Annotated in this window: 21 protein-coding genes and 1 pseudogene; 9 read left to right on the top strand and 13 right to left on the bottom strand. The window is 52.5% G+C overall.

Translation table 11 applies throughout. From position 1 onward, the window contains the following. The first annotated feature begins 50 nt into the window (after positions 1–50). Positions 51–566 (top strand): hypothetical protein, encoded by a 516-nt coding sequence (locus tag IPM28_14625; protein MBK9174216.1) that lies wholly within the window; start codon positions 51–53, stop codon positions 564–566. 107 nt (positions 567–673) lie between these two features. Here the strand turns inward: IPM28_14625 and IPM28_14630 are convergent, their stop codons facing one another. The 4 genes from IPM28_14630 to IPM28_14645 all read right to left on the bottom strand — a co-directional run bounded on the left by IPM28_14630 (position 674) and on the right by IPM28_14645 (position 5,581). Beyond that, positions 674–1,729, bottom strand: a complete 1,056-nt coding sequence (locus IPM28_14630; GenBank protein ID MBK9174217.1) for a VWA domain-containing protein — start codon at positions 1,727–1,729, stop codon at positions 674–676. Between the two features lie 161 nt (positions 1,730–1,890). Beyond that, on the bottom strand, positions 1,891–2,859 hold the full coding sequence (locus IPM28_14635; protein ID MBK9174218.1) for an OmpA family protein: 969 nt from the start codon (positions 2,857–2,859) through the stop codon (positions 1,891–1,893). Positions 2,860–3,283: 424 nt separating this feature from the next. Continuing rightward, positions 3,284–4,996: a 2-oxoglutarate dehydrogenase, E2 component, dihydrolipoamide succinyltransferase gene (sucB, locus tag IPM28_14640; protein ID MBK9174219.1), complete on the bottom strand. Its 1,713-nt coding sequence runs from the start codon at positions 4,994–4,996 to the stop codon at positions 3,284–3,286. Between the two features lie 93 nt (positions 4,997–5,089). Beyond that, complete coding sequence (locus IPM28_14645) at positions 5,090–5,581, bottom strand: hypothetical protein (GenBank protein MBK9174220.1); 492 nt, start codon at positions 5,579–5,581, stop codon at positions 5,090–5,092. Between IPM28_14645 and IPM28_14650 the strand changes: the two genes are divergently transcribed. From IPM28_14650 to IPM28_14660, 3 genes are all read left to right on the top strand, one after another. Then, complete coding sequence (locus IPM28_14650; protein MBK9174221.1) at positions 5,580–7,787, top strand: DPP IV N-terminal domain-containing protein; 2,208 nt, start codon at positions 5,580–5,582, stop codon at positions 7,785–7,787. The genes IPM28_14645 and IPM28_14650 overlap by 2 nt on opposite strands. Before the next feature lie 95 nt (positions 7,788–7,882). Next, positions 7,883–8,656, top strand: a complete 774-nt coding sequence (locus tag IPM28_14655) for a helix-turn-helix domain-containing protein (GenBank protein ID MBK9174222.1) — start codon at positions 7,883–7,885, stop codon at positions 8,654–8,656. A gap of 115 nt (positions 8,657–8,771) precedes the next feature. Next, a complete protein-coding gene (locus IPM28_14660) occupies positions 8,772–9,323 on the top strand; it encodes a carboxymuconolactone decarboxylase family protein (GenBank protein MBK9174223.1) in 552 nt (183 codons plus the stop codon). A gap of 13 nt (positions 9,324–9,336) precedes the next feature. Here the strand turns inward: IPM28_14660 and IPM28_14665 are convergent, their stop codons facing one another. From IPM28_14665 to IPM28_14700, 8 genes are all read right to left on the bottom strand, one after another. After that, complete coding sequence (locus tag IPM28_14665; protein ID MBK9174224.1) at positions 9,337–9,840, bottom strand: hypothetical protein; 504 nt, start codon at positions 9,838–9,840, stop codon at positions 9,337–9,339. A gap of 132 nt (positions 9,841–9,972) precedes the next feature. Next, on the bottom strand, positions 9,973–10,245 hold the full coding sequence (locus IPM28_14670; GenBank protein ID MBK9174225.1) for a DUF4242 domain-containing protein: 273 nt from the start codon (positions 10,243–10,245) through the stop codon (positions 9,973–9,975). 53 nt (positions 10,246–10,298) lie between these two features. Then, entirely contained in the window at positions 10,299–10,751 is a 453-nt protein-coding gene (locus tag IPM28_14675; protein ID MBK9174226.1) for a hypothetical protein, read from the bottom strand. A 3-nt stretch (positions 10,752–10,754) separates the two neighbouring features. Then, positions 10,755–11,981, bottom strand: coding sequence for a Na+/H+ antiporter NhaA (nhaA, locus tag IPM28_14680; GenBank protein ID MBK9174227.1), 1,227 nt, complete (start codon positions 11,979–11,981; stop codon positions 10,755–10,757). Between the two features lie 120 nt (positions 11,982–12,101). After that, positions 12,102–13,112: a glycosyl hydrolase gene (locus IPM28_14685; GenBank protein ID MBK9174228.1), complete on the bottom strand. Its 1,011-nt coding sequence runs from the start codon at positions 13,110–13,112 to the stop codon at positions 12,102–12,104. Between the two features lies 1 nt (position 13,113). Further along, on the bottom strand, positions 13,114–14,067 hold the full coding sequence (locus tag IPM28_14690) for a TIGR01777 family protein (GenBank protein ID MBK9174229.1): 954 nt from the start codon (positions 14,065–14,067) through the stop codon (positions 13,114–13,116). 1 nt (position 14,068) lies between these two features. After that, entirely contained in the window at positions 14,069–15,304 is a 1,236-nt protein-coding gene (serA, locus tag IPM28_14695) for a phosphoglycerate dehydrogenase (GenBank protein ID MBK9174230.1), read from the bottom strand. Positions 15,305–15,354: 50 nt separating this feature from the next. Then, positions 15,355–15,756, bottom strand: coding sequence for a helix-turn-helix transcriptional regulator (locus tag IPM28_14700; GenBank protein MBK9174231.1), 402 nt, complete (start codon positions 15,754–15,756; stop codon positions 15,355–15,357). A 23-nt stretch (positions 15,757–15,779) separates the two neighbouring features. On the opposite strand from IPM28_14700, the gene IPM28_14705 reads away from it, so the two are divergent. The 3 genes and pseudogenes from IPM28_14705 to IPM28_14715 all read left to right on the top strand — a co-directional run bounded on the left by IPM28_14705 (position 15,780) and on the right by IPM28_14715 (position 17,785). Continuing rightward, positions 15,780–16,550: a type 1 glutamine amidotransferase domain-containing protein gene (locus IPM28_14705; GenBank protein ID MBK9174232.1), complete on the top strand. Its 771-nt coding sequence runs from the start codon at positions 15,780–15,782 to the stop codon at positions 16,548–16,550. 2 nt (positions 16,551–16,552) lie between these two features. Then, positions 16,553–17,164, top strand: a complete 612-nt coding sequence (locus IPM28_14710; GenBank protein MBK9174233.1) for an NAD(P)-binding domain-containing protein — start codon at positions 16,553–16,555, stop codon at positions 17,162–17,164. An 18-nt stretch (positions 17,165–17,182) separates the two neighbouring features. After that, positions 17,183–17,785: pseudogene (locus tag IPM28_14715) on the top strand (YdeI/OmpD-associated family protein). A 3-nt stretch (positions 17,786–17,788) separates the two neighbouring features. On the opposite strand, the gene lpdA reads toward IPM28_14715, so the two are convergent. Continuing rightward, positions 17,789–19,198, bottom strand: a complete 1,410-nt coding sequence (lpdA, locus tag IPM28_14720; GenBank protein MBK9174234.1) for a dihydrolipoyl dehydrogenase — start codon at positions 19,196–19,198, stop codon at positions 17,789–17,791. A gap of 122 nt (positions 19,199–19,320) precedes the next feature. Here lpdA and IPM28_14725 point away from each other — a divergent pair, with 122 nt between their 5' ends. Further along, positions 19,321–19,698, top strand: a complete 378-nt coding sequence (locus tag IPM28_14725) for a sulfurtransferase (GenBank protein MBK9174235.1) — start codon at positions 19,321–19,323, stop codon at positions 19,696–19,698. Next, positions 19,695–20,381 carry a class I SAM-dependent methyltransferase gene (locus IPM28_14730; protein MBK9174236.1) on the top strand — a complete coding sequence of 229 codons (687 nt, stop codon included), beginning with the start codon at positions 19,695–19,697 and terminating at the stop codon, positions 20,379–20,381. Before IPM28_14725 ends, IPM28_14730 begins: the two co-directional genes overlap by 4 nt. Positions 20,382–20,442: the final 61 nt, after the last annotated feature.

Here is a 20,442-nt window from a genome sequence, read left to right on the forward strand (position 1 = left end):
TTCATTAGGACAGCAGCGAATGCTGATGCCATTTCGAACGGAGTTTTTCTATGTCGAATTTTAGAGTAAACGTGCACAACATCAAGATAGCGAGCCCGTGCTCGGCCGATTGGGAATCGATGTTCGGGAATGAGCGAAAGCGTTTTTGCGGCCAGTGCAAGTTGAATGTTTACAACCTTTCGGGGATGACACAGCGTGACGCCGAGGACCTTTTGCAGCAAAGCGAGGGAAGGCTCTGCGTACGGTATTACCGGCGTGCGGACGGAACGATCTTGACCACGGACTGCCCGGTCGGCTGGGCAAGGGTGAAAAAGCGCGTTTCATCCTTCGCGACGGCGGCATTTGCGATATTCGTGAGCGCATTTAGCGGAGCATATTTCTCAGTGAAAGGTGTGAACGGTGCCGAGATCGGAAAGTTTCTGCCGATACCACTGACTACACCGACGCCGGATTATGAGCCGTTGATGGGGGCGATCGCGATACCGACGCCAACTCCGAAATCGTCACCTTCACCGACGCCGAATCCTAAGGTTCGTCGAACAGCTGAAATCCGCCAGGCGATATGATCGGTCGAGCAAATTGTATGTCTCGCCTGATCATCATAAATAGTGCCGATAAAACAAAAGAGCCGCACACTTCGGCGGCTCTCGCAGCAAACAATTATCTGGCTGCTTCAGTTCTTAACGTAATATCCTTGTCGGGCCCTGACTCTGACGCCTGCGCGATTATTCACAGCGACATTGAGCTTTACAAATTTCTCATTCGGAAATTCAGATTCTGAATAATATTGAACCAAATATTGCGCCCGAAGTTCGTTTCCAAGCTGACGGAAGATCTTCTCAAGAAGCTCGGTGTTCAGTCGCATATTTGTGCCGTTTTGATACTGATCCGGTGTATCGATCGGCAAGAATTTAGGTAAGAATGCAGTGCCGCCGGTCTCATCTGCAAATTTTTGCATATTTTCCTGGCCGAACTGACTCATTGAATTAAGCTGCAGAGAGCTGCCTGCAGGATTGATCGAATAAAAAACGGTATCGGCATCCTGGAGCGATTTCAAGACCCTTATTTGTTCCATTACTTTAGCCGTGTTTCGAGCTTTTACTCTCAATTCGCGAAGTTTTGCCCCTTCGATATTGCTTGTCAGTTTACGTTCTGCGTTCCATATCGCGCGCGTCACACCTTCGCTATTCGTATCTTCACCGTCCGAAATGATCACAAGAACCTTTCGCCGACCCTGCGGCGCATTTTTATTCAGATGGTCGGCTGCAGCTCGTAATGAATCGTAGAACGCCGTCTGTTCTTTGGTTGGCGTTATCGATTTGACGGCGATCACCGAGCGTTCGGCTGTATCGCGCGATTGCACTACGATCGGTTTCTGTCCGACAGTAAAGATCGTTGCCCTGTCGTCCGGACGGAGGACTTCGAGCAGAAATTTCGCAGCAGTCTCCTGCTGAAACTTGAACATCGAATCCGTGCTTGCTGAAACGTCAAAAAGCAAAGCGATCTCAAGCGGAACACTTTCAGCAGAACCGATGCTTTCGATCGTCTGTGCACGGCCCTCTTCGGCGAGCCGAAAGTCGGGAAGCGACAGGCCAAGAACCGGTTCGCCGTTTGAATTTACGACCGAGACCGGAACAACCACCAGCCTTGAATTGACCTTGATGACCTCTTCTTCCTCAGCGATCTTGGGCGTAGGTGTAGCTGATTGCGCGGCCGCAAATATTGACAAAAACAATATTATTATCAACGAACTGAAAAGTGCTGTCGCTTTATTGCTTCGCATAGTAACTTGGGTTTGGGAGAAGAAAGAGGGATCGATCCGGAGAAAGGATTCAGACACGAGAACGGTCACCCGCTCTCGTGTCTTCTTCGGGAAAGGCAAAAAGGCAACTATTCGTTGTCAGTATCCGTCGCTACCTGACGAACCTCAACGTTCTGGTTCATGCCGCGGCTGACGAGGAGCTTGACCTCAACACGACGATTCTGTTCGCGGCCTTCGCGAGTCGAGTTGTCGGCGACCGGCTGCAGGACACCGTAGCCGTATGACGTCCCGATCCGACGAAGCGGTATGTTGTGCGTCATGATCAGATAATCTTTTACAGCCTGTGCTCTTCGGTCACTGAGCTCCTTGTTCTTCTTTGCTGAGCCTTCTGCTGAAGCAAATCCTGTGACCTCGATGACATATCCCTTGAGGGTCATCGACGCAGTTGCAACTTCGTCAAGCTGCGCCTTCGCTTCCGGTGACAATACAGCACTGTTGACCTTGAAGTTTACCGTAGCCGACGACTGCACGACATATTCATCAAGTGCCGAAATGCGCTGATTGGTCGCATTAACGCCTTCAACCGCGGCATCGGCGGTATCCTGAGCGGCCTTTGCACCACCGCGAGCGGCATTCGAAATAGCCATCAATTCATCGATCTGGCCAGAAACACGCTGTGCATTCTGTTCCGCAGCAGTCAATCGCTCTTCTGCCGGAGTTACACGGCTGTCGATCGATTGAGCTGTTTGCAGGTTGCTCTTATCGAATCGGATCTTAGATGCGGCAAGGCTACCGCTTGCGTCTCCGCGCCCCTCGGCCTCGAGGTTCAAACCACGGACGATCGAGTTCACGGGGTAGCGGTCACCACCAAACAGAGCATTATTCTTGATGCTTGCTTCAGGTGCAACAACAACTCGCGTGTCGACCCCGACCGCATCGCGAACAACAAACGTACTGTCATTCTCTTTCGCGACTACAACGCCTTTGATCTTATATTTTTGCCCACTGACGAGGTTTCGGGTCTGAGCATCCTGAGCGAATACACTGACCGAACCGATCGTAAGTGCCAATACAAAAAGTGAAATTTTCTTAAACATAACTAGACTCCTCTGCTGAAGTAACATTCCAAAAACCCGAAACCGCACAATAGACGTAGGTAGAACCTGTATGGTTGCTAACGTATTGAGAACGTTCTTACCCGTGCCCAACTTTCAATTTGTGAAAATCATCTGTCGCCATTTCCGTGCTCGATCGAATTTCTCCACAGACAGTCATATCAAGTATCGTGCCACGAACCACGAAGTTAGAAAAATCACACAACCCCTTATCTATGAACATGTTAGAATGGCTGAATTTAAGGGAATGACATGTCTGTAAACTATACAGAAATATGATGGCGACTGAAATGTGTCCGAATTCGATACAGGGAAATTACTCAAAGCCAGTAGTGGCAAAATGGAGAAGCAACTGCAATACCTCGAAGAATACAAATATACAAACGGTTTGTCCACCGTTTTTTTGTTAAAGCGAGAAATTCCCGGTTTCAAGATCCGCTTTCAAGAAAGCGAGGAAGCGTTCCGCATCGGCACCGTCGACGATCCGATGATCGTAGGTCAGCGCGAAATAGGCCATGTGCCGGATAGCGATATAGTCATCCCCGTCCGGGGTCGAGAGAACTTTCGGACGTTTCTCTATGGTCCCGACGCATAGGATCGCGACCTGCGGTTGGTTTATGATCGGTGTCCCGTAGAGACCGCCGAAGACGCCGGGATTTGTTATCGTGAATGTCCCGCCGGTAACCTCGTCAGGACTGAGTTTCTTAGCTCGAGCTCGATCCGCAAGGTCGTTCGCGGCCAACGCCAAGCCCGATAACGATAGAGTGTCGGCCTTCTTGATCACAGGTACGATCAAGCCCCAATCGAGAGCGACCGCCATTCCTAAATTGATGTCGCCCTTATAAATAATGCTGTCGCCGTCGACCTGTGCGTTGACGATCGGAAACTGACGTATCGCATTATTGACAGCCTGAAAGATGAACGGCATGTACGTGAGCTTTGTGCCGAACCTTGATTGGAATTCAGATTTCTTGCTCTCGCGGAATTTTGCGACTCGTGTCATATCAATCTCGTAGACACTCGTGACGTGCGCCGACGTGTGCTTCGAGAAAGTCATGTGTTCAGCGATCTTCTTCCGCATAACGGACATTTTCTCAACGCGATCACCAGCGGCAGGTGTTACTCGAGACTGCGCCGATTCTTCCTTTACTGCTACTGCCGTTTGCATGGTCGCCGGAGTCGCAGATGGCGGCCGTACCAGCAGGTCTTCCGGCCGAAGGGCCGCTCCCGTCTCGATATACGAAAGAATATCTTGCTTCGTAACACGTCCGCTCAGCCCAGAACCATGGATACGCGAAATATCGATGCCGTGCTCTTTCGCTATGTTGCGAACCAAGGGACTCGATTTTGCACGGCGCAGGTCTTCTACGGTCGAATCGCCGTTGGCGACTTTTGGCATAACTGCCGCGACGACGGGTCTATCCTCTTGTGCCACGGGAGCAAGGCTTGCGGCTGGCAACGGATCCTGAGCTGGTTTCGACGTCACTGTTCCTTCAGCCCCGACCAAGGCCAAAACCGAGCCGACCTCGACGGTCTCTCCCTCGGCTACCAAAACGCTCAGAAGTTGTCCTGCGGCGGGAGAAGGAACCTCGGCATCGACCTTATCGGTCGATATCTCAAGTAAGGGCTCGTCCTTCTCGATCCGATCACCCACAGATTTGAGCCACTTAGAGACAGTTCCCTCCGTTATCGATTCGCCCATCTGTGGCATTACGACCTCGGTGGCGCCTGCGGTGTTCCCGGATTGAAGCGTCGATGGGATTGCCGGCGGCGGGGACGGAGGTGCCGATTCGGAGAGAATCTCGGGAACCGGGGCCTCGATAACCGCTGCGACCGCAGATTCCGGACCTTTGATCTGAACGTCGCTGGCGGCCTGCTCACCAGCCGATCCGATCACTGCGACAACTGAGCCTACCTCTACGGTTTCGCCCTCTTGGTGCCTTATTTCCAGGAGAATGCCTTCGCCCGGACTTGGAACTTCTGCGTCGACCTTATCTGTCGAAATTTCAAGGATCGCCTCGTCCTTGTCGATCTTATCGCCGACTGCCTTGAGCCATTTTGAGACTGTTCCTTCGGTTATCGATTCGCCCATTTGCGGCATTACGACTTCTATGCTCATAAGTTCTCCGTGTCCGATCCTGAGGGCCAGAAAGGTTATATCAAACAATTAGAATACTAAACTGCTGAGCTAAAAAAAAGCAGACCGGCGGAGCTAATTACCTGTCGGTGCAATGGAGCGGACTTTGTCGGCGATTACGGCGAATGCGAAAAGCGACCGCGGTATGATCAACTTCTTGCCATTCGTGCTAATAATCTCCAAACCGGCCGCTGCGCTTTCCCTGGCCAATGAAATGTCTTTCCAGGCCACAAAACTCTGACGACAGTAAAGTCCGTTTTCGTAGAGCTTTACTGTGTTTCGTTTCTGCAACCAGATCCCCGCAAGTGTTGCGAGATGAACGATCAGAAATGCAGACCCCAGCATGAAATAACCGATCTGCTGGCGAAGGTAGAAAGTAAGCAGCATAGCGAGAAAGAACACAAAGGAGAGTGCGGCAACGATGGAGGCTCGTTGAACCAAAATCGGTGATGTTGGATGCACGCTGATCAATTTTCCCGGATCTATTTGCATCGCTGCCAGGTCGATACGTCGATAAGCAAAGTTGTGTTTTGCTGCGTGTAAAGAATAGAATACAGCAAAAATCATGAACAAAAAATCACTTCGACGCGCCGTCTTTTCGCTCATCTTTCTGACATCGGTTGTTGTAGCACAAAATGCGCAGCCCGCACGTGTGATCTCGGCAGAAGATTATGCACGCGCCGAAAAAATGCTGGCATACGGCACAGCTCCGCTGATCGACCGCAGCGGCGTCCGGCCGACATTTTTGCCGGACGGGCGATTTTGGTACCAGGCCATGACCCCGACCGGCCGTGAGTTCGTACTTGTCGACCCGGTCGGAGGCTCAAAACGTACGGGTGCTACGCCCGCGGACATTGGAATAACAATCCCTGCGGCTCCGGCAGGTCCTGCACGGCTGGTCGGTGCGAGCCGGTCGCCCGACGGCACAAAGGAAGTATACATCAAGGACTGGAACTTGTGGGTTCGCGACATCGCATCGAAAAAAGAGACACAGCTGACGACCGACGGTGTAAAAGATTTCGGCTACGCGACCGACAATGCCGGCTGGCGCAAAAGCGATCGCCCGATCGTGCTTTGGTCACCTGATTCAAAAAAGGTCGCGACCTATCAACAGGATCAGCGGCACGTCAGCGAAATGTACCTTGCAACAACGAACGTCGGAGCACCAAAACTCGAAGCTTGGAAATACCCGCTGCCGCAAGATAAAGAGATCATCAAAATACATCGTGTGATCATCAATGTGGAGACTGGCAGGACGATACGTTTCAAGATCGGCTCAGATGACCGTCGTGGAACGCTATGCGATGACATCTCATGTTCCGGTGCATTCGATGATAATGAGTGGAGTCCGGATTCAACATCGCTTGCGTTCGTCTCCAGCTCACGCGATCACAAAGAAGCGCGGTTTCGCATTGCGGATGCGGCAACCGGCGATGTCCGTGAGGTCTTCGAAGAAAAAGTTGCGACTCAGTATGAATCGGGCCAGGGCGAGATCAATTGGCGTTACTTTCCTGCAGCCAAAGAGGCGATATGGTATTCGGAACGCGACGACTGGGGTCACCTCTACCTGTACGACCTTCAGACCGGGCGCGTCAAGGGCCAGATAACAAAGGGGAACTGGGTCGTGACGCGTATTCTGAAGGTGGACGAAAAGGCCCGAGTCATATGGTTCGAGGCTAATGGACGAGAGGCCGGCCGCGATCCGTATTTCAGCCATTTTTATCGGATCGATTTTGACGGCAACAACCTTCGTTTACTAACGCCCGAAGACGGACATCATCAGATAACGCTTTCACCGGACGGGAAGTATTTTATCGACAACTACTCGAAACCCGACGTTCCCCAGGTCGCGGTGCTTCGCGATATGGCCGGCAAGCTGCTAGTCGATCTGGAAAAGGTCGATGTCTCGCGGCTCAGAGCAGCAGGCTGGAAACCGCCCACTCCGATCACGGTCAAATCGCGGGATGGCAAATGGGACCTTTACGGGCTGATGTATACTCCGACGAACCTCGACCCCACCAAAAAGTACCCGGTCGTAAATTACATTTATCCCGGTCCGCAGGGCGGAGGTGTCGGCAACCGGTCTTTCACAGCCTCAAGAAGCGATCACCAGGCGTTGGCAGAACTAGGCTTCGTAGTTGTCATAATAGATGGAACTTGTAACCCCGATCGTTCTAAGTCATTTCACGATGTCTGTTACGGAAATATGGCCGATAATACCCTCGAGGATCAGATCTCCGGACTTCGGCAGCTTGCCGCCAGGAACAGCTTTATGGATCTGGAACGGGTCGGAATTTGGGGGCATTCGGGCGGCGGTTATGCAACGGCCGCGGCGATGTTCCGGTACCCGGATTTCTACAAGGTTGGTGTTTCTCAGTCGGGTAACCATGATAATCGGAACTATGAAGACGATTGGGGCGAGAGGTACATCGGTCTCTTAACAAAGAATGAGGCTGGTAAAGACAATTACGAGGATCAAGCGAATCAGCCGTTCGCAAAGAACCTGAAAGGCAAGCTCATGCTTGCGCACGGCAATATGGACGATAATGTGCCCCCGTATAACACTTACCTCGTTGTTGATGCGCTTATCAAGGCCAATAAAGATTTTGACCTAATAATCTATCCCAATGCGAGACATGGATATGGCGCGGACAACTATTACATGATGCGACGGCGATGGGACTACTTCGTTAAACACCTGATCGGGTCCGAACCGCCTAAAGAATATAAACTAACTCCAAAGCAGGACCCGCGAATGACTGGAAACAGATAGAAAATTCGGCAGAATAAGGGGTGCAGTTCAAATACCGAAACCAGGATTCTGGCGGCGAAGCCGTACTCACCGTTGGCGAGTCAGGCTTTGACCGCATGTTCTATGTTCGCGACCGAGCCAATAAGTTCTTGACTATCGCATGGAACAAGGGAAGAAAGCAGCGTGCAATTATCGACGAAGTCGAACAAGACCTGCCCTCGAACGCGATCCTTCCGATGATGGTGAATCAATCGTTTCGTTTCGCGCGTCCGGAAGACATTGTTGCATGGCAGTTCAACAGGGAGTTTTATTGCATAGTTGACCACGATCGTGAAGTGAGTTGCGCCGGCTTCCTGTTCTACGGCTCTTCAGGCAATCTGATAGTTCGGCCTGACAATTTCGAAACGCGAAAACTGCAACTTTTGCTGGAAGTATTCAAGGACGAATTCCAGAGTTCCGACAGGATCCAGGGTGAGATGATCAGAATATTGCTTGTCCGTCTGATCATCATATTGACGCGTATCGCCAAGCGTCAGTATCTCGATCGAATACCGATAGATGACAATAGATTTGAGATCATACGGTTGTTCAATCTGCTTGTCGAGAACCACGTCAAACGTGAGCACCGTGTCAGCTATTACGCCTCGCAGCTGAACAGATCGCCTAAGACACTCGCTAACTACTTCGCCCTGCTCTCACACCCGTCGCCATCTCAATTGATCCAGGAACGGATCATACTTGAAGCTAAGCGGCTGATCTTTTATACGAAAATGAGTGACAAGGAGATCACATATGAACTTGGTTTCGATGATCCGGCTCATTTCAGCCGGTTTTTCAAGAATCGAACCGGCCTGAGTCCGACAGTGTTCCGTGAGTCAGCAAATAAATAGGCACAGGGAAATTTCGACATGTATTCGGGAACTTGCTCTATTCCCCAGAAAGGGTTACGTCGGTAGGATCGTAAAAGGTCACAACGACCAAAAACGAAAATACTGAGGAAGAAAAATGATCGAATTCAACGTGCCAACCAGGGAAGATGTTTCAGAGGGGAACAAGCAGATCTTCGATAGGCTGAATAGCATGCTCGGCTTTGTCCCCAATCTATATGCGTTCTATGCCAAGAACGAAACTGCTCTTAACGATTATCTTACCATTCAAAATCGCAAAAGCACCCTTCGCGCTAAAGAGCGCGAGGTGATCAATCTCGTCGTAAGTCAGATAAACAATTGTGAGTACTGCCTTGCTGCGCATTCCACGATCGGTAAAATGAGCGGCCTAGAGGACGATGAGATCATCGAAATCAGACGCGGGACGGTTGCCTTCGATGAAAAAATCGCCGCCCTTGCCGAGTTCGTACGAGAGACAACCCAGAATCGAGGCCGGCCGTCAGACGAGGCGAAGCGGAATTTCTTTGACGCCGGTTACACTGAGGCAAATCTGATCGACGTACTCATCGTTATCGGTGACAAGACCATCAGCAACTATCTCCACAGCGTCACACAAATCCCGATCGACTGGGAACCCGCTCCATCGATCTCCATTGCAAGTTCGACGTGAACGGCCCGGATCGTCAGAGTAGCTTTTCGATCTCGGAGAAGATCTTTCCAAGTTCGATGTCGGAAGCGGCACCGGTCTCTTTCATCAGAACGGTGCCGTTTTTTCCGATCAACACGACCAAGGCTTTGTCCTTCTCATATCCAAAATTTGCGGCAACTTTCCCGCCCCAGTCAAGAAGTACGGGAAACTGGGTCTGTCTTTTGATCAGACGGCGAACGAGCCCGCGTGCGTAGCTCGGCACGCCGCCAAGGGACGCAATGCCGAACATGTAGATCTTTCCGTCGAATTTCCTAAAGATCGGAGCCGACCAACCCTCGATCTGCTTCGACCCTTTTCGATCGCCGAAGATCAAGACGACCGGCCGATCGCTTGGGAAATTGACCTCGACGTATTTGTCGCCCTGATCCTTTAAACCGAAATTCTCGACTCGCGATTGTGCAGCGGTTGCCAGAAACGAAGCGGCGACGATCAAGACGGCGAAAAGAACGCCTCTGCCGGAGACGGGTGAATGGCGCATTGATTTTACTCCAGTCCGAAAAATGATAGCTTCTGAACTTCTTTAAGGTGTTCGCATTGCTTCAGTCATCGGTTTCGCTCTGTCGTAAAAATCAATCGATAAAGGTTAGGTCGGCGGCGTTCTCGCAGTTGCTCAACCCGCTCGGGTGGGGTCGATGATAGCTTTCACTTCCGAGATACGATTTGCTGGAAAGCCGCTTTCGCGGGCATGTTCCTCGATCAAATCGGCGTTGGGTGCAGTATAAATGCAGTAGATCTTATCATCGGTAACATAACTGTGGATCCACTGTATCTCGGCGCCGAGTTTGTTCAGTACACTGCAAGATCTGGCCGAGGCTCCCTGAAGGTCATCAGGCGACATGGAGCCGGCTCCGGGAATATCACGTTCGATAACGAATTTCGGCATGGCTTTCTCCTATATGATGGGATTTGTGAGCCTTGTTCCTTTTGAAAAAGACTCTAAGTGCCCAGCTTTCTGGTTTCTTGCTCGTCAGGGTCAGATTCGGAAAAGACCTGCGAAAGCGGCGTGTGGGCCGGCGGAAGTTCGGCCTGGAATTCGCCGAGATTCCGCTCGAGTTCCTCGACGGCCGCTCGTCCGCGTTCCCAGTCTTCCCTGGCCAGCTTGAGTGTCAGCTTGCCGTCCTGATTCGGCAGCTCGGCGAGTGCGGCCATCGTTTGCGTGCGAATAACGATCTTCGCACCGCGTTTCATAAAGCCCTTGCGGAAGCGGATGTCCATTATCTCGGCCATCGGAAGGCGGACCTCTTTTACTCCGCCGCCAATGATGCCGAAAAGCTTTGCCTCGAACTCAAGCACGACGCCCGCCGTTGAGAACTTTGCGATCCCATTGACCGACGTAAAGCCGTGGTTAGTCTCCGTCTTGAAAGGAACGCTTGAGAATCCGTTTGCCATAAGTCAGGCGGGTTGTTCCTCGCCATTGTCGGCTTCGTAGTCCATTGTGTCCATATCTACATCATCGATGTTCGGTTGGCCAAACAGCTTGAGGAAAAGGAACCCTAGTGTGCCAGCCGTCAACGACGCCAATAGTATAGCCATCTTCGAATCGTTGATCAGGTCGGCCGAGCCGGTAAACGCAAGATTCGTGATGAAGATCGACATCGTGAACCCTATCCCTCCAAGCATACCCGCACCGAAAACATGCTTCCAGTTGAGGTCGAGCGGAAGCTTGCAAAGCCCTATCATAACAGCAATGAAGGCGAGAAGCGTTATCCCGAATGGCTTGCCGGTGACGAGCCCGAGGATGATCCCAAGGCTATTCGGAGAGGTCAGGTCGCTTGCCCAATCCGCAGTTAAAACGATGCCTGTATTTGCCAAGGCAAAGATCGGAAGTATGAAGAAGACGACCGGCTTGTGAAGCGCGTGTTCGAGCCGGTAAGAAGGCGAATCGGCGTCATCCCTCTTGTGCGTAAAGGGAATCGTGAAGGCGAGAAGGACGCCGGCGATGGTCGCGTGTACGCCGGACTTTAGCATAAAGAGCCAAGCGACTGCGCCGAGGATAAGATACGGGATGAGGGACATCATGCCAAGGCGGTTGATAACGACGAGCAATCCGAGAACTCCGAGCGAAGCTGCCAAGTATCCGACCGAAAGCTCAGACGTGTAAAACACCGCGATCACAATAACAGCGATCAGGTCGTCAATGACCGCCAGGGCGACCAGAAATACCTTAAGCGAAGCCGGAACACGCGAACCGAGCAGGGCGAGCACGCCGATGGCGAAAGCGATGTCGGTCGCCATCGGGATGCCGATACCGGCCTGTGTCGGGAGCCCCGAGTTGAAGCCAAAGTGGATAAGGGCGGGAACCGCGACACCGCCGATGGCAGCAAAGATCGGCAATAAAGCACTCCTAAAGTCCGATAGCTCGCCGGCATATATCTCTCGTTCGAGTTCTAGGCCAATCATCAAAAAAAAGATCGCCATCAGGCCGTCATTGACCCAATGTTCAACGCTCAACGGCCCGAGATAGCCTTGCCAAAATTGAAGATAGGAAGGTCCAAATGCGGTGTTCGCAACAGTAAGCGAGATGAGCGTGCAGATGATAAGGATGATCGCACCGGCCCGCTCGTTCTCGAAAAAATCTTTGAAAGCTTCTGTGAGTCTTACACTTCGTTTCTTGACCATTGGCTAGATTTTATCCAACAAACGCCGGAGAGAAAATCGCGATCTGCCGATTTTTCGGGGAGATACAAGCGTCGGATTTTGAAAATCAGTGCAAATTAAATGCTTCGGAGCCGCGGATGATCAACTTGAAAGGCGGTAAACGGCTCCGGCGGGACCCACTGCCCAGACCGCACGGGGGCCTTTGGAGGCGACGGAATTGAGGTTCTCATCGCCTATCTTTTTCCACTTTGCACCTCGGTCGCGCGAGATGTCGGTGCCGTTGGTGCCGACTGCGATGATCGTTGTGCTATCGATATAAGCAACGGCCGAACGATATCCGGAGAGCCCTTCGCCAGAGTACCAGGTCTTGCCGCCGTCGCGAGTAAATGCGAGGTTATACGTGGCTTCAGTCGGCTTTTCGTAGTTGCCGCCGACCGCTGTTCCGTGGAGCTCATTGCGAAAGGCGACGGAGAAAATTCCGCCGCCCGGGGAGCCTCTGGTTATCGGCGTATCGGCGACGAACCATGAGAGTCCGCGGTCGTTCGAGCGAAAAACGCGAGCATCGCTGCCACCGGTCGCGAGAAATACGTCCGTTTTGCCATTGACGATGAGGCAGGTGCCGCTCGCCGCAAAAGCGGCCTCGCCGGCCTTTGCCCGCGGCATCTTGTCGGGCCCAGTGAAGGTCCAATTCTTCCCGCCGTCTTTTGTAACGATCAATTGATAAAATTCATTGACCGGATCGCTCATTGCTATGCAGTTATTCCGGTCCCAGCAAGCGATCGCATCGTAGAATGCCTTCTCGTCCTTGTTCGTGAATTGTAGTTCCCATGTCTTGCCCCCGTCTGTTGTCTTGTATATCCGCGAGGCATCGCCGTTGCCGATGCTGAGGATGTATGCTGTATTCGCGTCAAACGCCTCGATGTCGCGGAAGTCGAGTTTTTCGGCACCGGGCACAGTCATAACTGTCCACGTTTTGCCGCCGTCAATTGTCTTGATCACGGTGCCGCCAGTGCCGCTTGCCCAGACGATCTTTTCATTTACGACCGAAAGCCCACGGAACGAGGCCGTCGTATTGACCGACTGTTTTATCCACTGTGCTTCTGCGGTCATGGCCAGCGCGAGAATGCACAGTCCCAAAAATAATCGCAACATATTATTGATTCTCCTTTCGCCAACGCGAACAAAGGTCGCGACACGCATATTTCCACTCGGGGAACTCGAATGTAAAGCCGGAATCCGTCATCAATTTGGGAACGACGCGGCGGCTCTTTAAAATAAGCTCGGTTTCGGTTCGCATCAAGAATGCCCCGAGGGCGAGCTGCCACTCGAAGGCCGGAAGCCCGAACCGTGTTCCCCAGGCCTCGCGAAATATCTGCATGAACTCACGGTTTGGAAGCGGATTTGGCGATGCGATATTCACAGGCCCGGAGAATTCATCGTGTTCGATCAACCAATAGACGGCCCGAATGAAGTCAACTTCGTGTATCCACGAGATATACTGTCGGCCGCTGCCAGCCGTGCCGCCCAGGCCGAACCGGACGATGCCTAACATGGTGTCAAAGATCCCGCCACGGGCCGGCCCCATGATCATCGCGGACCGCATCAAAATCTTACGCGTGTTCGGCGTATCGGCTTGATTCGCGACTCGTTCCCAGCTCTTCGCAACGTCGATGCTGAATCTCCAGGTATCAGGGGCGTCAGGCTCGCTGCCGCCGAGAGTTCCCGTAACATCGTCGTTCGGATGGTCGAATGAATGGGCGTAGATCGTTGCCGTGCTCGATTGCAGCCACACCTTCGGTGGGGTTGAAGCCTGAGAAATCGATTCGCCGATGATACGGGTCGAATCGATCCGGGAATCCATAATAAGCCGGCGGTTCGCTTCGTTGTATCTGCAATTAACGCTTCGTCCGGCAAGGTTGATCACAACATCAGACCCATCGATCTCGTCTTTCCATGGCCCAAGCGACTTGCCGTTCCATTTTACGCTTTTCCAATTGCTCTTAGCAGGCGAACGGGCCAATACCACAACCTCGTGGCCATCTTGATGAAATGCACTTGCCAGCGCCCTTCCAACTTGTCCGCTTCCGCCTGGTATGATGATCTTCATCTCAATAGACCATTCTCACACGCACGGTTCCTTGCACGTCTTTCAAAAGCTCGAAAGCCTCCTTTGAGAGCTTTGACTCAACATCGAGAATGACGTAGCCGATCTCCGGGGACGTGTTCAGATACTGGCCGACGATGTTTATCCCGTGAGCTGATAGTCGTGAGTTTATCTCGCCGAGCACGCCCGGAATATTGCGATGGATGTGCAGGATTCGATGAGTGCCGGACTGTGGAGGTAGGTTGACCGGCGGAACGGTGTGCGAGCCCTCGCTGGTTCCGAGATCGAGATACTTTATCAGCTTGGCCGTTACATCGAGTCCGATATTCGACTGTGCTTCTTCTGTAGATCCGCCGATATGAGGCGTAAGGATGACGTTCGACAGGTTCTGCAAGATACAGTCGAAATGGTCACCGTTCTTTTCGGGCTCTTCAGGAAAGACATCTACGGCAGCGCCAATGAGTTTTCCGGAAAGAAGTGCCTTCTTCAATGCAGGCAGATCGACGACATCGCCGCGAGCATAGTTGAGAAGGATACTGCCCTTCTTCATTGCTTTGAGGGTCTCGGCGTTGATCATGTTGTGCGTCGTCGCGTCCGATGGTACATGCAGCGTGACGATGTCAGACTGTCTAAGCATCTCTTTCAAGTCACGAATCGGCTTTGCGTTGCCGTGCGGCAGTTTAGTGGCGATGTCGTGGTAGATAACGTGCATCCCCATCGCTTCTGCCATGATCGATACCTGTGAACCGATATTGCCGTAGCCGATGATGCCGAGGGTTTTTCCGCGAAGCTCAAAGCTGCCTTTCGCATCTTTCATCCACGTGCCGTCGTGAGCGGCAGCATTCTTGTCCGGGATTCTTCGAATTAACATCACACAAAGCCCGATGATAAGCTCTGCGACGGAACGAGTGTTTGCGTGCGGGGCGTTGAATACAGCGATGCCTTTTTCGGCGGCCGTCCTTAGGTCGATCTGGTTTACGCCGATGCAGAAGGCGCCTATCGCAATAAGCTTATCCGCGGCATCGAGGACGGCTTTTGTGATCCTGGCTTTTGACCTGATGCCGATCAGGTGGACGCCTTTTACTGCTTTGATCAACTCTTCTTCACTAATAGCTCCGCCGAGACGTTCTATTTGTGTGTAGCCGGCGGCCTCGAGTTCATGTACAGCAGCGTCAGAAATATTTTCAAGCAGTAGGATCTTGATCTTGGCTTTTGGATAAGATGTTTTAGTAGCGAGCATAAAAGCCCTAATTTTCTTCTTAAATGGCCACTATTTCAAGTACCGTCAATTCAGGCTGACTTAGCTAGCGATCTTACTTTCTTTAGATGTGCGACACCCCACTCAGCAAATTTGTCGAGAATCGGGCCGAGCGTCTTACCGAATTCCGTAAGCGAATATTCGACCTTAGGCGGCACCTCGCGATAGATATGCCGTTTGATGAGACCAAGCGATTCCAGTTCTCTAAGCTGTTGTGCAAGCATCTTCTCGGTGATCGAACCAAGCGAACGCCGAAGTTCGCCAAAACGCATGGTCGGAGTGTTATAGAGCTTCCACAATATCCGCCCTTTCCATTTGCCGCTAAGCATTTCGAGACTTGCCTCAACAGGGCAGAATCCTTTTGAATTATCGTCGCAGTCCTTTTTCATACTTACTATTTGGATAGTATATGCCGCTGTACGCCATACTATCATTGATACCAGAGGAGGATATTTCAATGAGCCTTAAGAATGCAAACGTGGTGAATGCGTCAAAGCCGAAGAGGGTAGCAATGGTAATAGCAAATCAGGCTATGTCCGATACGACCGGTTGGCCTGTGGGCTTTTGGTGGTCGGAACTTACCCATCCCTATTTCGAATTTACCGAGAAGGGTTATGAGGTAGAGATATTCTCGCCTGCGGGCGGCAAGTGCGTCGCGGACGCGATGAGCGACCCTCGCGACCCGAGCGGATATTCCGCCTCCGACCTTATCACGATGGGCTTTATACATACGCCCGCTCTCGCCGAACTGGTCGAAAACACAAAAAGCGTGGGCGAGATCTCGGTAGACGATTTTGACGCGATCGTCATCGCCGGCGGTCAGTCGCCGATGTTTACCTTTGAGGCGGATGAAACCCTTTGCAGCAAGTTCGTCGAATTTTATGAAGCAGGGAAGATCGCGGCGGCACTTTGCCACGGCGTAGCGATACTGAAATTCGCGAAGCTCTCGAATGGCGAGTATCTCGCAAAGGGCAAAACGGTCACGGGCTTTGCGAACGTTGAAGAAGACTTTGCCGACCGTGCCGTTTGGGACTACGGGATGCTTCCGGAAGGACAGCATATAATGCCCTGGCGGGTCGAGGACGCGATGAGAGAGATCGGGGCAAATTACATCCAGGCCGGACTGTGGCGAGGGTTTGCGGTTCGCGACGGTAATCTGATCACCGGCCAGCAGAACTTTTCGGGCAGCGAGACGGCCCGGCTGATAATGCAGGCACTTGGAGAATAACTATGAAAATAGCGATCATTGGGGCAGGAAATGTTGGAGCGACGCTGGGCCGTCGCTTTGTTGAAGTCGGGCACAACGTCACTTTCGGCGTAAATAAGCCTGCAGATTACAGCGACGGTCGATTGGCCGGGCCGGCGATGTCGGTTACCGATGCGGCGGCCGATGCAGATGCCATTCTGCTTGCGGTCCCGTACTCTGCAGCAAACGAAGTCCTCTCGCAATGCGGAGACCTTGAGGGCAAGATCGTCATCGATGCAACGAACCCTCTTGCGATGACCCCAAATGGGCTTGACCTCACGGTCGGTTTCACGAGTTCGGGTGCTGAGGAACTCGCGGCCGCTGCAGAAGGGGCAAGGGTTGTGAAATGCTTCAATCAAACCGGTTTCGCAAATATGGCAACACCGGGCGGATCGATGATGTTCGTCTGCGGTGACGATGCCGAGGCGATTGAGACGGTCCGGAAACTCGCCGCGGATATCGGCTTTGACGCCATCTCGATCGGCGGCCTTGCTAGGGCACGTCTGCTTGAGCCGCTCGCTATGCTCTGGATACACCTCTCGGCAACGACCGACCTCAAGCGCGAATTCGCATTCAAGATCGTGCGAGCGGCATGACGATGACCGACTGACCAAATGGCAAGAAAGATAGATACTTTCGCTTGTTTTGAGCCGCATGACCGAGATGATTGGGGCACATGGCTCGCGAACAACCATCTGGAATGCAATGTTGTCTGGCTGGTTTATTACAAGAAAAAAAGCGGCCACCGCAACGTTTTGTATGATGAGGCAGTCGAAGAGGCTCTTTGTTTCGGTTGGATAGATAGCCTGCCTCGAGCGCTTGATCGTGAGCGTTCGCTCCTTCTTTTCACACCGCGAAAGGATAAAAGTGTATGGTCTGAAGCGAACAAGAATCGAGTCGAACGCTTATTGACCGAAGGATCGATGGCCGAAGCGGGAATAAGAAAGGTCGAAAATGCGAAGAGGAATGGGTCGTGGGATGCATTAAACCGAAGCGACCGACTTGAACTGCCTTGAGACTTGCTCTAAGCACTCGCCACAGATGCGGGCGCACAAACGAAATTTCTAGGTTTTTCCCCATCTGTACAAAAGGACATCCTGGCCTGGATATTCAGCACAAAGTGCCCGGAGACGAGAAAAAGGCGTATCGCCGAAACGGTACGCCTAGCTGGAGATGGCTTGAAGGCAGTTCCGTTTGCTGCCCGGAAGCCAAAATGACAGCTACATATGAATCGTCAGATCGTGAACACCTTCCGCGGCTTCCATAACGGATTCTGAGACGGTCGGATGGGCGTGGATAACCCGTCCGAGTTCGTCGGCGGTGGTCTCGAGTGCCATGGCGACGCATGCTTCGGCGAGAAGTTCGGTCGCGTGCGGGCCAATGATGTGGACGCCGAGGACCTCGTCGTATTTCTTTTCGGCGACGATCTTGACAAAGCCGTCAGTCTCGCCGAGGATGCGTGCTTTGCCCGATGCTGAGAACGGGAACTTGCCGACCTTGACGTCATAGCCTGCCTCTTTTGCTTTCGCTTCGGTCAGGCCGACGCTCGCTACTTCCGGATCGCAATAGGTACAGTTTGGCACGAGGTTCTGCTTGATCGGTTCGACCTTCTTGCCGGCGATCTTCTCGACGACCAGAATGCCTTCTTTCGAAGCGAGGTGAGCCAGCCAGGCAGTGTCGATGACGTCGCCGATTGCGTAAACACCCGGCTCGTCCGTTTCGCAATAATCATTCACCTTGATCGTCCCTCGGGGGTTTACGACGACCTTGGTCTTCTCAAGGCCCAGGCCCTCGAGGTAGGGCATTCGGCCGACGGCGACGAGGAGCATCTCGGCTTCAAAGGTCATGTCCTCGCCTTTGGCGTTTTTGCCGGAGACCTTAACTCCTTTCTTGTTCTTTTCGAGCTTATCGAGCTTGATGGCGGTCTCGCATTTAATGCCCTGTTTCTTAAAGGCACGTGCGAGTTCCTTTGAGACATCGGCGTCCTCGATCGGCACGATCCGGTCAAGCAATTCAATGACCGTCGTCTCGCAGCCAAAGCGGTGATAAACGCTCGCAAACTCAACACCAACGGCTCCCGAGCCCATGACGACCATCGATTTCGGGACGCTCTGGAGTTCAAGTATCTGATCTGAATTGACGACCTGCTTGCCATCAACCTCAAAGCCCGGGATCGGCCTTACGACCGAACCGGTCGCGATAATGATGTTCTTGGTCTCGATGGTCTCTTTCTTGCCGTCTGCGAGGGCGACCTCGACCTTGCCCTTTCCGGCTATCTTTCCATGGCCGTTGAAGACGGTGACCTTGTTTTTCTTCATCAAATAGGTCACACCGGCGGCGTTCTTGTCGACGATTCCTGATTTATAATTTTGAACGCCGGCCCAATCGTATTCAAGGCCTGAAACCTTTAGCCCAAACTTTTCAAACTCGCCTGCCTTTTGATAAAGATGAGCCGCGTTCAGCAGCGCTTTTGTCGGTATGCAGCCACGAAGTCCGCAGGTTCCGCCGAGCTTGGCGTCCTTTTCCTTTTCGATGATAGCGACCTTTAGTCCGAGTTGTGCTCCACGAACCGCAGCGACATAGCCGCCCGGGCCGGCTCCGATGATAGTGACGTCAAATTGTTCTGCCAATGTCTTATGCCTCGTCTAGTTAAATGTGTGCCAAAAGCCTTATTATAACGGTAAGATGGAAACAAGCAAAAAGTCGGAGGTGATGGCTGCTCTTGAGCCGTATTGCCAAGACAAACAATACAATGCAGCACTCTATTGAATTTTTGGCGATAGTTGATGATGCAAAATCGAGGATCACCGAGATCTCTGTCGTGGATTCTGTCGATCGGCAGCGTGCCGGGGCCAACTTGATCGACGTCCGGGAGGATAACGAGTGGCAGGCGGGCCATGTTGCTGGAGCAGCTCACATGGGGCGCGGCATAATAGAACGCGACATTGTCCAGAAAATACCCGACAAAGATGCCGAGATCATCCTCTATTGCGGCGGCGGATACCGCTCGGCACTCGCGGCGGATATGCTACAGAAAATGGGCTACACGAATGTCCTTTCGATGGCCGGCGGCTGGAAGGCATGGAACGATGCCAAATTGCCGATAGAAACGGAGACGCCTTTCGAATGACCGAAACGAAGGAAACCGAGATCGACCGCAGAGCAAGGACGAAGGAACTTGCCGCGCAACACCTCGAGCGGGGCGATGCACTTGGATGGTTCGACGCATTGTATAAGGAGGCCGCGGGCGACAATGAAAAGATCCCGTGGGCCGACCTCGAACCGAACAGGTATTTTCGAACGTGGGCCGAAGGGACCGTGCTCAAAGGGGCGGATCGGAAAGCACTTGTCGTCGGATGCGGACTCGGCGACGATGCCAGATATCTCGACGATCTCGGATTCAAGGTCACTGCATTTGATATTTCTCCAACCGCGATAGAATGGGCGAAACGCCTCCACGCGGATCGAGATATTCAATTCGAGGTGATGGATGTTTTCGAACCATTTCGAGAATGGCTCGGTAACTTCGATTTTGTCCTTGAAGTTTATACGATCCAGCCGTTGCCGTTAGAGATGCGTGCTCGAACGATCGACTCGATTGCGGCATTCGTCGCACCTTTTGGCGAACTTGTCGTTGTGACTCGCGGCCGCGAAGATGATGAAGAACCCAACGAGCTTCCGTGGCCAATGTCGAGAGCGGAATTGGGGCGATTTGCGGATAACGGTCTTAGGCAGATCTCTTTTGACGTAATGCCGGGTGACGACGAGACCCCGGAGCAGAGGTTCATCGTCGCCTATCGCCGCGATCATTGAGATCGTCGGGAACGGCATTTGCGTATAATGCCGTTGAGACTAGTCACAAGACGGTTATGCG

The sequence above is a fragment of the Chloracidobacterium sp. genome, from assembly GCA_016716305.1.
In the GTDB taxonomy this organism is placed as follows: domain Bacteria; phylum Acidobacteriota; class Blastocatellia; order Pyrinomonadales; family Pyrinomonadaceae; genus OLB17.